At 47.7% G+C, this 12,457-nt stretch carries 12 protein-coding genes; 6 read left to right on the top strand and 6 right to left on the bottom strand.

Annotated elements, in window-relative coordinates:
• Positions 1-20 precede the first annotated feature (20 nt).
• From NBZ79_RS03030 to NBZ79_RS03020, 3 genes are all read right to left on the bottom strand, one after another.
• The gene (locus tag NBZ79_RS03030; protein ID WP_251935393.1) at positions 21-764 is read right to left on the bottom strand and encodes a YqiA/YcfP family alpha/beta fold hydrolase; all 744 of its coding nucleotides are present in this window, start codon (positions 762-764) and stop codon (positions 21-23) included.
• Positions 761-1,927, bottom strand: coding sequence for an acyltransferase family protein (locus tag NBZ79_RS03025; RefSeq protein ID WP_251935392.1), 1,167 nt, complete (start codon positions 1,925-1,927; stop codon positions 761-763). The genes NBZ79_RS03030 and NBZ79_RS03025 overlap by 4 nt, the downstream gene beginning before the upstream one ends.
• 68 nt (positions 1,928-1,995) lie before the next feature.
• Positions 1,996-2,406, bottom strand: coding sequence for a GFA family protein (locus NBZ79_RS03020; RefSeq protein WP_251935390.1), 411 nt, complete (start codon positions 2,404-2,406; stop codon positions 1,996-1,998).
• A 251-nt stretch (positions 2,407-2,657) separates the two neighbouring features.
• On the opposite strand from NBZ79_RS03020, the gene cyoA reads away from it, so the two are divergent.
• From cyoA to cyoD, 4 genes are read left to right on the top strand one after another with little or no spacing between them, the layout of a single operon-like run.
• A complete protein-coding gene (gene cyoA / locus NBZ79_RS03015; protein WP_251935388.1) occupies positions 2,658-3,584 on the top strand; it encodes a ubiquinol oxidase subunit II in 927 nt (308 codons plus the stop codon).
• A complete protein-coding gene (cyoB, locus tag NBZ79_RS03010) occupies positions 3,584-5,569 on the top strand; it encodes a cytochrome o ubiquinol oxidase subunit I (RefSeq protein WP_256470282.1) in 1,986 nt (661 codons plus the stop codon). The genes cyoA and cyoB overlap by 1 nt, the downstream gene beginning before the upstream one ends.
• Before the next feature lies 1 nt (position 5,570).
• On the top strand, positions 5,571-6,164 hold the full coding sequence (gene cyoC, locus NBZ79_RS03005) for a cytochrome o ubiquinol oxidase subunit III (RefSeq protein WP_251935386.1): 594 nt from the start codon (positions 5,571-5,573) through the stop codon (positions 6,162-6,164).
• A gap of 8 nt (positions 6,165-6,172) precedes the next feature.
• Positions 6,173-6,478, top strand: coding sequence for a cytochrome o ubiquinol oxidase subunit IV (gene cyoD / locus NBZ79_RS03000; protein ID WP_251935384.1), 306 nt, complete (start codon positions 6,173-6,175; stop codon positions 6,476-6,478).
• 10 nt (positions 6,479-6,488) lie between these two features.
• Here the strand turns inward: cyoD and NBZ79_RS02995 are convergent, their stop codons facing one another.
• A complete protein-coding gene (locus tag NBZ79_RS02995; protein WP_251935382.1) occupies positions 6,489-7,544 on the bottom strand; it encodes a TauD/TfdA family dioxygenase in 1,056 nt (351 codons plus the stop codon).
• Between the two features lie 138 nt (positions 7,545-7,682).
• Here NBZ79_RS02995 and NBZ79_RS02990 point away from each other — a divergent pair, with 138 nt between their 5' ends.
• On the top strand, positions 7,683-8,567 hold the full coding sequence (locus NBZ79_RS02990) for an alpha/beta fold hydrolase (RefSeq protein ID WP_251935380.1): 885 nt from the start codon (positions 7,683-7,685) through the stop codon (positions 8,565-8,567).
• Positions 8,568-8,600: 33 nt separating this feature from the next.
• Here NBZ79_RS02990 and ggt read toward each other — a convergent pair whose 3' ends face one another.
• Both ggt and NBZ79_RS02980 read right to left on the bottom strand, forming a co-directional pair.
• A complete protein-coding gene (ggt, locus tag NBZ79_RS02985; RefSeq protein ID WP_251935379.1) occupies positions 8,601-10,211 on the bottom strand; it encodes a gamma-glutamyltransferase in 1,611 nt (536 codons plus the stop codon).
• 16 nt (positions 10,212-10,227) lie between these two features.
• Entirely contained in the window at positions 10,228-11,115 is an 888-nt protein-coding gene (locus tag NBZ79_RS02980; RefSeq protein ID WP_251935377.1) for a TauD/TfdA dioxygenase family protein, read from the bottom strand.
• A gap of 194 nt (positions 11,116-11,309) precedes the next feature.
• On the opposite strand from NBZ79_RS02980, the gene NBZ79_RS02975 reads away from it, so the two are divergent.
• Complete coding sequence (locus NBZ79_RS02975; RefSeq protein WP_251935375.1) at positions 11,310-12,446, top strand: acyl-CoA dehydrogenase family protein; 1,137 nt, start codon at positions 11,310-11,312, stop codon at positions 12,444-12,446.
• Positions 12,447-12,457 lie beyond the last annotated feature (11 nt).

Here is a 12,457-nt window from a genome sequence, read left to right as displayed (position 1 = left end):
TTATATTCCAAAAAGCCCAACTATTTGGATTCCAGGAAAGCTTTCATTACAGATAAGTATATGGGATCAGATAACTGCAATGAATGGCCACCAGTTCCGAAAATAACGAGCTGACTATTTTCATTTTTCAAGTATTTCTCCATCGCCTGTCGAAAATTAATGACCGGATCATCACGCGTTAAAATAACAAGGCTTTTGGTATTTGGGTGAGCGGGAAGCCTTAGGGCTGCGTAGTCTTCTATATGCTCCAATGCCACGACAAATTGCTGCTGCCGTCTTTCACTATATTGCTCACCAATAAACTGGGTCAAATCCAGTATTGGGGATGTAACTGGATTCACCAAGACCATTTTTTCAACTCCATATTTATTAGCAAAGTAATCGGCCCAAAAACCACCCAACGACGCACCAAAGACGAAAACTTCATGGCCGGCCAAATAACGCGTCCATAAGTCATCGAACTCACGTTTGTTTCGCTCTACATCCATGTAGTTATAATTGACCCCGACGACGCTATACTCATCCGATAACGCCTTGTTCAATCTTCTAAAGGTACCATTTGGATGCGCGGACCGAAGCCCATGGAACAGCAGCAGGACTTTGTCCTTAAAACCATCTGTATCCTTCGAAAAAATTGTATTCTCTTTAAACATACCGAACTCGATCGCCGCCGCGTCCGCATAAGGATTGGAAACCAGCAGGATGAGCAAAGGCAAAATCTGTAATTTGACAGCCCAGCTTTTAAGTATCTTTCGAATTCTCACAACGGACCTCCTATTCGCTTATGGAGAATATACGCTAATGCCCCGGCAAAAAACAAAGGGGCTAACATTAAAATCGGCGGACCGATGATCAGACAAATCAAGCTTATTATCAGGTATTTTTTCAACCCTTGAACCATGCGTCCGACAATCATGAGTAATGTGTAAGGGATCAGATAGCAAATAAACCAATATGGGTCATTGCTGAAGGCAACAATGCCACCACGCATATCACTCAACCCAGAAAGAGTGTAGAGCCATATTTCATTAAGATACAAAAGACTGTTAATCCAGGTCGCTAAAAAAATGGGTACCCCGAGTGGACCCCGTTCACGCTCAAACACATAATAATCGTCATACTGATAGATCTGAGCTCCCTCGGCATAACCAATATTATCCATTAAGGGAACGAATAAAAGCATTGGCACGATTAGATAGTACAAACTCCAGAAGCGGCGGAAAAATAAAACAGGAGCATCGGTCGTACACCGGTCTATGCTCAGCATCAGAAAGTAACCGGAAAGCATGAAAAACACCGGTACTGCAAACCTAGGTGCTGATCCGTCAAAACCGGGCAAAGAGTAATTAGTAAATTCCCTGAAGCTGAAATGTCCAAATACAATAGCACCCATGGACACAATTTTCACAAAATTGAGATATTTGCTATGCACTGTCGTAAGACGCAAAGGAAGTCGTTCAATGGAGACTTTTACGGGATATTTTTTCGTAAGGAATTTGATCGAAATCGCTTCGCATTTATCAAACGCAGGTTTGATAATAAAACAGATTTTTCCAAGCGATACGGAAATGGCCAAAACAGAAACCAATAAAAGAACCTGATCGAGTAGTCGGGTTCGATCATAGTTTGTAATAGCAGCCAGAAAGAACAAGATTGGAAAATGAAATAAAAATACGGCAGGAGTATATTTGGCAACGGTGCTGATAAACTTTTCGGAGAGTGGAAAATCCCTGGGCTCTATGAAAATGTATCTCGACAGAAATAAAAGCGTAAACAAAAAAACCAAATGACCATACTGCAAGAGATATCGTTTGCTCATCCCCAAATGCTCACGCATTTCGTAAGGCGCGAAACTCTTTGACCATTGGTAAAGATTCTCGGCCGAACCGCTGAGAATATAAGTGCTGTAAGCAGCAAGCGTCAGCAATGATAGAATAACGGCATTTCGCCTATTCAAGATTACCGAGCGTATGAAGGAAGAAGGCTGTTCGTCAACTATTTAGCAACCCACCTTTCATGAGAAGGGACGTTTTCCAGATGATGATGGAAAGACTGGCTATCTGCAGTTTGAATAGCCACATTCGGCATGCCAAAGACACTGGGGTCATCCAGGGTTCCAACTTTAATAAGGACCCCGTCTGGGAGACTAGGTGAAAGCGTTAACAGATGCGTGCCGCAATCACCGCAAAAAACACGTGTCCTGGCACCTTCCAGATCTGATTTACAAAATTCCTTTGGCGTCCCTTTGGTGAAAGAAAAGCCGGCATTTAACATGCCCATTACAACATTTGGATGACCTCCAGTGAAATACTGACATTGACGACAATGACACTGAAGTTTCATCTGGGGTTCACCTTTCGCCTCATATCTTATGGCGCCGCAGTAGCACCCTCCCTGAACGTCCATCTATATGCCTCCCATTCCAATATTCAATTCTCAAAATTAATTATGCGCCCAATATTTTGGGTATGTCTAAAGAAATCATAGCCGCCATCAACAAGACTAAGTTACTAAAATCAATACGGCCGATGACATACTTTCAAATTTATCTTGAGCCTGTTTAATATTAGTCTACTATTTTCACGAGTTCTGAAACTCCGTTTTGTAGGTCTTGCGAGAGTTTCAGGGGGGCTTACCAAATACCAGGCGTATTAAGAATGGGTGAATATTTATTAGGTGGATTTAAAAACGGCAAATCCAGGATTTCCGCTCTTTTTCTTGTTTTACTGGCTGCTTCTTTAACTGGATGCGGGTTGATGGATGCCCCGGTACTGGATCCCAAAGGACCCATTGCGACAGCAGAGCGGGATCTGCTATTTGCTGCCTTTTGTCTGATGCTTATCGTTTTAATCCCGGTCTTTGCCATGACCTTGTTCTTTAGTTGGCGATATCGTGAAAATGGCGGTAAAGGAAAACATCGGCCAAAATGGGCCTCTTCCTCGATAATTGAAACATTCGTCTGGCTTGTTCCGATTGTGATTATCATCTCTCTCAGTTATTTGACCTGGACCTACACATTTAAGCTAGATCCCTATCGGGCACTTGAATCAGATAAACCAGCAATCAATGTTCAAGTAATCGCGCAGGACTGGAAATGGCTATTTATTTACCCTGATTACAATATTGCCAGCGTTAATGAGCTGGCTTTCCCCAGCAATAGACCATTAAGCCTGGAAATCACTTCAGACACGGTCATGAATTCCTTTATGGTGCCTGCCTTGGGCGGGCAAATCTATGCCATGGCGGGAATGACGACACGGCTTCAGCTTCTGGCGGATGAAAACGGCAGCTTTACTGGGCGAAACACTCAATTTAGTGGCGACGGTTTTTCCGATCAGCATTTTCAGGCAGTTGCCATGACGGAACAAGAGTTTGAGAATTGGGTAGCTGCCCGGACGCAATCACCTGAAATACTGGATGGTACAAGATACCGTAAGCTTGCAGCCAAAAGCGTGGCGCACCCTGTGGAATATTTCTCCGATGTCGTTCCTGATCTATTCAAAGGCATCATAGCGAAATATACATCTCGTGACTGCCCGGGCGACAGTGAAAGTATTCAATTAATATGTCAGGAGGGCCGGTAATGCTCGGGAGACTAACGATCGATGCCCTGCCGCTGTATAGTTGGGTTGCAATGGGCGGGGCAGCTGTCACGATTCTGGGAGGTGTTGCAGTTTTCCTGCTTGTAACCTGGCTCGGAAAATGGCGTTTTCTATGGACAGAGTGGCTGACAAGTGTGGATCATAAACGCATTGGCGTGATGTATATAGTACTTGCCGCCGTGATGCTGTTGCGCGGATTTGTCGATGCAATCATGATGCGGGCCCAACAGGCATTCGCTGTCAACAATGAAGGCTACTTACCCGCAGATCATTTCGACCAGATCTTCTCGTCCCATGGAACGATCATGATCTTTTTCGTGGCCATGCCGTTTCTGGCGGGACTTATGAATGTTATTGTGCCACAGCAAATTGGCACCCGAGATGTTGCCTTCCCCTTCCTTAACTCCCTCAGTTTCTGGCTGACGGCGTCGGGGGCCGGGCTTGTTCTTATTTCGCTGGTCATCGGAAAATTTTCAACAGCCGGCTGGACTGGGTACCCGCCCTATTCCGGTATTGAATATAACCCGGGCGTCGGTGTGGATTACTGGATTTGGGCACTTTTGATTTCCGGTGTCGGAAGCACATTGACGGGAATTAACTTCATCGTCACGATTTTAAAAAACCGCGCCCCCGGAATGACGCTGATGCGGATGCCCCTGTTCACATGGACATCTCTTTGTAGCAGCATCCTCATTGCATTTTCCTTCCCGGCCCTGACAGTTGCTGTCGGTCTTTTGTCGCTGGACCGGATATTTGGGATGCATTTCTTCACCAATGGTGATGGCGGCAATATGATGAATTTTGCCAATTTGATCTGGATCTGGGGGCACCCGGAAGTTTACATTCTGATTTTACCAGCATTCGGAATTTTTTCAGAAGTCGTCGCCACGTTCTCGCGTAAAGCATTGTTTGGCTATAAATCACTTGTTTATGCAACCGCCTGTATTGCAATTCTGTCATTTACAGTCTGGCTGCATCACTTTTTTACAATGGGATCAAGTGCAAATGTAAACGCTTTCTTCGGAACGGCCACGATGATTATTGCCATTCCGACCGGCGTCAAGATATTCGACTGGCTGTTCACCATGTATGGCGGCAAAATACGTTTTCACCCATCCATGTTATTTACAGTTGGCTTCCTTATTTCGTTCGCCATTGGCGGTATGACGGGTGTTTTGCTGGCGCTGCCGCCCGCCGACTATCTCATGCATAATTCAACTTTCCTGGTCGCTCATTTTCATAATGTCATTATTCCAGGCGTCTTGTTCGGATATTTTGCCGGTGTTCAATACTGGTTTCCAAAGGCCTTTGGATTTGCCCTCGATGAAAAATGGGGTGCGCGTGCTTTCTGGTTATGGCTTATCGGGTTTTACCTTGCCTTCATGCCGCTTTACGCGCTGGGCTTCCTCGGTATGTCGCGTCGGATGGAGCATTATGATAACCCCGAATGGCAACCGTATCTGATTGTCGCAGCCCTTGGCGCTGTTACCATTCTTGGCGGCATATTCTGCAACATCATGCAGCTTGTGGTCAGCTTTCGAAACAGCGACAAAACAGAAGATCTAACCGGCGATCCGTGGGATGGTCGTACCCTCGAATGGGCAACCTCGTCACCTCCGGCGCCCTATAATTTCGCAGTTATTCCAGAGGTAAAAGGCCTGGATGCCTTTTCCACCATGAAAGAAGAAGGGACGGCTTACAAACTGCCGGAAACTTTTGAAGATATCGAAATGCCCAACAATACGTCCTTAGGGATCATTATTGGCGGTCTGGGCTTCGTGATCGGATTTGCCATGATTTGGCATATCTGGTGGTTGGCCATATCTGCCTTTATCGGTGTGCTTGGTTGTGTAATCATTCGAAGCAGCATGGATGATACCGACCATATCATTCCCGCAGCTGATGTCGAAAAACTGGAACGAGCTCGACTTGCAACTCTCGCTCAGTCTATTTCGGGAAAGGATTGATATGACATTGAATACGCAGTCCGCAAAAGAGCAGTCCAAGCATTTTCAATCAAGAGATTTTGGTTTCTGGCTCTACTTGATGTCCGATGCAATCCTTTTTTCGCTTCTTTTCGCCACATATGTTGTTATGTCAAAGAACGTCGCTACAGGTCCCTCCGGTCACGATGTTTTCGATTTAACACATACTTTTGGAGAGACCCTTCTCCTGCTTTTTTCCAGCCTGACCTTCGGATTAGCGTCACTTTCCCTTGCAGCAGGACGGATGACGATGGCAATCGGCTGGCTGTTTACAACCATTCTTCTTGGCATTGGCTTTGTCGCCATGGAAATTACAGAATTTCAGGGCATGATCGCCATCGGTGCCGGGCCTGACAAAAGTGGTTTTCTGTCGGCTTTCTTTGCCCTCGTGGGCACACATGGATTGCATGTTTCACTTGGAATGATAGGCATTCTGGTAATTATTGGACAACTCATTGTAAAAGGACCCACGGAAGCGGTCCGGTCGCGGTTTTTCCGTTTGGGCCTATTTTGGCATTTTCTTGATATCGTCTGGATTGGGATTTTCTCAGTCGTCTATTTACCTGCCATGCTGTAGGGGGGATTATGAACGCAGTTAATAGCCATTCATTAAAGTCTTATCTCGTCGGGTTCGGACTAGCTGTCGTCCTGACCGTCATTCCCTTTGGATTGGTATGGACCGGCTCATTACCGCATATGACGACACTTGTGATAATTATTGTTGCCGCTCTTGTTCAGGTTCTCGTCCATCTTTATTTTTTCCTGCATATGAACTTTCGGTCGACACCCGGCGAAAATCTTTTGGCACTCGCTTTTGCGACAATCCTTATCATGATCATGGTAGGTGGCAGCATCTGGATAATGTTCGATTTGCATCATCGGATGATGTAGTACCTAGCGACTAATCCAGAGGCGCATGAAGCCTAGTCTCTTTTGTGATGATGCCTCCCCGATTACCGATCTCAATCGAGCCATAACGTTCCTTGAAACACTCAGGAAGGGCTCGATCATCCGGAAGAGATAACCAAAGCCGAAACAGGTGCCGCCGTTGCTTTGGATCTGGCCAATCCGTGAAGCCGGTGCGGTCATGCAATTGTGAGTGATTATAAACGAATTGCATATCACCGGGCTCAAGCTGCATTTGCAGATACAAATCCGGGTCATTTGCCAGCGCATCAAACATATCAAGCGCTTCTATGTGCATTTCGTCTGGTTTCTTGGCGCTTGAAAATCGCTTTGCGCTGTTAATATATTGTCGTTGATAAAAGACGGTCAGTTTTCCGTTGTACCAATTCAGGACCGGGATATTCATATAGGGCTCGGCTCCCTCCGGGATTTCTCCTCGCCGATCTGTTGCAATCGGTTCAAACAGCTTTTCCAAGAGATCTGGCCGTTGTTTCCGCATCCGATTATAAATTGTCAAGGCGCTCACAAGCATTGAAAGCCCCCCTTCCATTGCATCTCGCAGACAAAGCAATCCAACCACATCTGAACTATCCGTATGAAAGCTCTGCCGAGATGATGTGAGGTAAATGCGCGTGTTAGGATCTTGCGAGCTGGCGCCCGTGTCCCGGACATGACCCAGGATATGTCCTTTGGCGTTTTGCGATCTTGCCCGTCCAATATGGGCGCCAATTCCGCAAAAAATAGTTGCCGCCATTTCCTGGGTATACCCTGTGACTGGCAACCCCCGCATAACCTCAACGCCACAGCCAGTGCGTAATTTTTCCTGTAACTGTTTCAAATGATTCCCAAATTTGGGTAAGGGAAATTCCTCGGCGGTAATCTCGCCAACATCTTTCCCCAGCGAAAGGTAATGCTGTGCCGCGGCTTCCAGCTCGGCTATCTGTTCACTCGTGAGATGCACAAGCCACCTTTCAGGGGCTTGCATCATTTCCGATCCGATCCAAGCAGCCGGACCGGTTATTTCTGCGGGAGGTGTATTTTCGTTGCGCATATTATAAACTCGATCCATATCCCAATATTAGAAAACCAATCAAATTGCAGAATAAATCAAAATACGTAATAACTAAACCGAATATACAATCAATCGCTGCAGGACAAACACGGCAATGAGGAGGGTCTCGCATATCCTATGGAAATCAATCAAATTTCAGCCGGTGTCCTTAACGTAGGTTATGTTGAATACGGCCCGGTAAATGGCTGGCCTGTTTTCCTATGCCATGGTTTTCCCTATGATGTGCATGCTTATGAGGGGGCCGCGTCCCTTCTGGCCGACGCCGGTGCGCATGTATTTGTCCCTTTTCAACGGGGCTACGGATCAACATCTTTCCTGCGTCCGGACACGCTACGGTCCGGCGAGCAGGCCGCCCTCGGATATGACCTACTTGCGCTGATGGATGCGTTGAAAATAGAGAAGGCCATTGTTGCCGGATATGATTGGGGTGGACGCGCAGCCTGCATTGTTTCCGCCTTATGGCCCGAACGAGTAACTGCTTTAGTCTCTGGAAATTCCTACAATATCCAGGATATTGCCAACGCCATGGAACCGGCGACACCAGAATTAGAAGCCAGTTTCTGGTACCAGTATTATTTTCATTCCGAGCGCGGCAGGCGAGGCCTTGAAAAAGACCGCAGAGCGATTGCGTATCTGCTTTGGAAAATGTGGTCACCAACTTGGACCTTCAACGATGAGGTATTCGAAACCACGGCCGCTGCATTCGATAACAAGGATTTTGTGGACGTGGTTATCCATTCATACCGCCATCGGTACGGATTGGTGCAGGGCGATCCTGCATTTGAAGCGATTGAAAAAGCACTATCCCAGCAGCCCGCAATCACCGTGCCATCCATTACAATCGATGGAGATACCGACGGCGTTTGCAAGAGTACCGCGGCACATGCAGGGAAATTTACGGGTCCGCACCAACATCGTATCTTTACCGACGCCGGACATAATCTGCCCCAGGAAAGACCAGAATTATGGGCGCAGGCGGTCCTCGATACGCGCAAAATGTAAAATTCAGAATGATGATAAGGCAGATTTTACGGTTTATACCTGAGCCGCCACACCGTCACCGGAAGGATCAGCTCCCCCATCCATTTTCCCGTTAACCAATCGAATAGCGTGAACAATCGGAGTTGCGTAACTCACGGCATATCTCATTGTAGGATATCCCATGGATTGCAATACCCTCTCCGTTGAGCGGAGAATACGGTTGGTAATTTCAATTGTATCGGAGGTCGTACAGAATCTTGGTGCCGAAACGGCCTCTTGCGCGCTCATGTCGAAATCAACAACATTAAGTATGGTTTGCAAGACACCCATCGTTATCGTTGTTCCACCCGGTGCCCCCAACGCCAAAAATGGCTTGCCGTCTTTCAACAGCATTGTCGGGCACATTGCGGAAAACCTGGTTTTTCCGGGTGCCAGCGACCCTACATTTCCGGGCCTTGGATCAAATACCATCATGCAATTGTTATACATGAAGCCAAGACCTTCGCTCACAACCCCGGAACTGGATCCAAGCGAATGGGTCATATTGACGATATTTCCCTGCTCGTCGGCGACACAAATATGGGTTGTTTCCTTACTTTCTGCCGCACCGGAGTTTACACGTGGCACGGCTTTTTTCTCGCCGCGACGGATACAGTCTGCCATTTCCGCCCCGTAACTCTTAGACATTAACCTTTCCAGAGGAACATCAACGAAATTTGGATCACCCATATGCTGATCCTTATCAACTGTGGCGATTTTCATCGCTTCAGATACGACGGCAATATATTCAGCCGAATTATGGCCCATAGCGGAAAGATCAAAATTCTCCAGAATATTGAGCATCTCCAAAACCATTAGACCGCCACCGGGCAAAGGGTTGGTTGCCACGTCAAAACCCCGATAGGTACCCTTCAATGGTGCAGTGTGAACCGTTCGACATTCTGCCAAATCCTCCAACGTAATATGGCCGCCATTTGACTTCATATCTGCATCAATGGTCTTGGCAATCTGTCCGCTGTAAAAATCCTCAATTCCCGCTTCAGCAATTCTGCGGTAAGTACGGCCCATATCCGGGTTTTTAAGAATATCCCCTACCTGATAGAGGCTCCTGTCGGCTTTGGTGTAAATTTTTGCGGACACAGGATCATCCTGTAAAATCCGGATCCGCTCAATGCGTCCTGCCTGAGCCGGCTGAAGCCAGAACCCATGTACGGCAGGTCGAACGGTGAACCCTTCTTCGCAATAGTCGATTGCCGGCTGTATCAACTCACTCAACGGCCTGCTACCGAACTGTTCGAGAGCCTCGCCAAATGCCCTGATTGTCATCGGCGTTGTCATTGACATATAGCCGATCTCGTTAACCTGCCCTTCCAGGACAAAGCCGAAACCGTCATCGCATTCGCCGAGGATCAGGGATTCCCACATATCCTCCCGTGTTGATAACGGCGCACGGCCATGAAAATCGATAAAATGATGCTCGCCAGTTTCGGCAACATATATTTGCATGGATCCAAACCCGGCGACGCCGCACATTTGAGGATCAACAACTGTCTGAACTAGCGCGGCGGCAATCGCTGCGTCCATCACATTACCGCCGGATTTTAGCACCTGCAAGCCGGCGTCCACAGCTTCAGGCTGCGGGGCCGTTACCATCCCGTGAGTCATTAATCATCCTTTTCTATTAATCGGCAGCTATTGATTGAGATTTCATATAATGCGCCAATTGCCGATCATGTCGACTGGCAGCGGACAGGCCTTTGCGATTTGTCCAGGCGGGCCATCTTGCCGGCTCGCCCTCAGGGTGATCACCAACCACTGTTACGCGCTGTATAATACGCTCTTCGTTAAAGTCGTTGAGAACATAATGCTGGGTACAGCGATTATCCCACATGCCGATTGTTCCCGCATTCCACTGATATCGCACCGTAAATCGAGGATTTTGTACCCAATTCGTCAAGAACCGAAGAAGCGCTTCACTTTCCATCGCACTCATTTCAACAATTCGCCGGGTAAAATGTTCGTTCACATAAAGCGCTTTTCGTCCCGTATCCGGATGCAACCGGGCAACCGGATGTATGGTCATCTGATCTGGACGGTTATGCGGTGCCGCGTCATGCAATGCCGTCAGGCCACTACACATTTCCTGCAGAGGCGGAGATAAGGCGTCAAACGCCGCACAGAGATTAGTCCACATGGTATCGCCGCCACTGGCCGGACATTTGACCATATGTAAAATCGACATCAGAGACGGTTGCTCCTGGAACGTTAGATCCGTGTGCCATTCATCGGCAATGCCACCAGAGCTCGCCGCCAGTTCGAAGAGTTCAGGATGCTGGGTAAACGGATTCTTGAGATGAGGGTGACCTTCCAGCTTTCCAAACCGCTTCCCGAGGGCAACATGATCGTCAATGGACGGATGCTGATCTGGAAAAAACAGAACCATATGTTCACTGAGAAGCGCTTTAACTTCTGTAATCTCGTCATCAGTCGCTTCGGCAAGATTAATGCCCCGTATTTCCGCACCAAGCGCTCCGGCAACACGTTTTACATCCCATTTCTTATCTGTCATTTTTTTTCTCTTTTCAGATTTGTTTTCTGTGATTGTACCCCGAGTTGATTGAGCTGAACAGATTTAAACGCAAAAATCTAATAGGCCTCCCGCCGACATCTGTACGAGAACCCTAACTTGTACCTTTCCAAAATCGTTCTGGCGATATAGGTTTTTACCAACCTGGAAACAGCAAAATAACCTAGGGCCAAGAAATGCAAAAATCTCCGCGCGAACTGACTGATCTTCTCAATACCGTAAAAGAGTTTGCGAAACGGCATATTTTCCCACGTCGCCGCGAACTGATCACCGCCACGGAATTTCCCGCTGACCTTTGGCAGGTTTTTGCGGAATGCGGTCTGGCCGGACTTTCCATCCCGGCGCAATATGGCGGTCAGGGCGCCTCCTATCAAACGCTGTCAAAGGCGGCCCATTTCCTGAATTTATATGGTGGCGTTCCGGGCGCAACAATGACCTTTCTCGCCCATTGGCAAATCATCAAGCTCCATATCGTCGAAGAGGCTGAGCCGTCCCTAAAGCAGCAATTGCTGCCGCTGTTGGCCGCCGGAAAAGCAACTCTTTCTGTTGCCATATCAGAACCCAAGGCAGGCGCTCATCCAAAACACCTGCAAACAACAGCGGATCGGGTTGGCGACGAGTTTATCCTGAACGGTGAAAAAGCGTTTTTGACCAACGGACCGCTGGCCCAGTACTTTATTGTTCTCGCCATAACCAAAGAACTTAATGCCCGCCGATCTTTTAGCGCCGTTCTCGTCGATGCCAAGACCCCGGGGCTGGAGCGAACCGACGGCGTTAAAATTGATTTTCTTCATCCCTGCCCCCATGGCGGGATCCGCCTGCAAAATTGCAAGGTTCCCGTGGCCAACCTGATTGGCATTGAAGGGGAGGCCTTCGTCAGGACCTCTCTGCGCATGCGCGCCATCGAGGACGCGGTCGGAGCTGCCAGCCATATCGGCGCCTTAGCCTGCTTACTCAATGACATCATTGACATCATCCCCGAAAAACTGGCTGAAAAAGTCGGCAGGATTGAGAGCCAGTTTCTTGCCCTGGATATTGTTGCGGAAGCGCTTGGTCAAATGGCCGACCAGACGGAAGAAGATATGGAATTCCTTTTGCATCTTCAATTGGGCTTTCGCCAGCAACTGATGGCTTGCGGAACAGTCATGGATGAAATAGTTCAGGAAATTGACCTATCAAACAAACCTGAAACCGCCCTTCTACTTCGAGACATAAACAAATTACACTCTATTGCGCATTCAGCCCATGCGGCGCGCCTGGTGAAATTTGGCCGCAATAAATTAAGCCTTACCCTCGCCAATCGAAAAATTTAGAACAGGCTGCC

The sequence above is a fragment of the Sneathiella marina genome (assembly GCF_023746535.1).
GTDB lineage: Bacteria > Pseudomonadota > Alphaproteobacteria > Sneathiellales > Sneathiellaceae > Sneathiella > Sneathiella marina.
Note: the sequence above shows the minus strand (reverse complement) of the source record. Positions and strands in the feature narration are given on the sequence as shown.

What these genes read in the sequence shown, in the direction of transcription:
- ggt (WP_251935379.1), bottom strand. Translation starts at nt 10,211, where the DNA reads ATGACTCACGGGATGGTAACGGCCCCGCAGCCTGAAGCTGTGGACGCC.
- NBZ79_RS02975 (WP_251935375.1), top strand. Translation starts at nt 11,310, where the DNA reads ATGCAAAAATCTCCGCGCGAACTGACTGATCTTCTCAATACCGTAAAA.
- cyoB (WP_256470282.1), top strand. Translation starts at nt 3,584, where the DNA reads ATGCTCGGGAGACTAACGATCGATGCCCTGCCGCTGTATAGTTGGGTT.
- NBZ79_RS02980 (WP_251935377.1), bottom strand. Translation starts at nt 11,115, where the DNA reads ATGACAGATAAGAAATGGGATGTAAAACGTGTTGCCGGAGCGCTTGGT.
- cyoA (WP_251935388.1), top strand. Translation starts at nt 2,658, where the DNA reads ATGGGTGAATATTTATTAGGTGGATTTAAAAACGGCAAATCCAGGATT.
- NBZ79_RS03020 (WP_251935390.1), bottom strand. Translation starts at nt 2,406, where the DNA reads ATGGACGTTCAGGGAGGGTGCTACTGCGGCGCCATAAGATATGAGGCG.
- NBZ79_RS02995 (WP_251935382.1), bottom strand. Translation starts at nt 7,544, where the DNA reads ATGCGCAACGAAAATACACCTCCCGCAGAAATAACCGGTCCGGCTGCT.
- NBZ79_RS02990 (WP_251935380.1), top strand. Translation starts at nt 7,683, where the DNA reads ATGGAAATCAATCAAATTTCAGCCGGTGTCCTTAACGTAGGTTATGTT.
- cyoC (WP_251935386.1), top strand. Translation starts at nt 5,571, where the DNA reads ATGACATTGAATACGCAGTCCGCAAAAGAGCAGTCCAAGCATTTTCAA.
- cyoD (WP_251935384.1), top strand. Translation starts at nt 6,173, where the DNA reads ATGAACGCAGTTAATAGCCATTCATTAAAGTCTTATCTCGTCGGGTTC.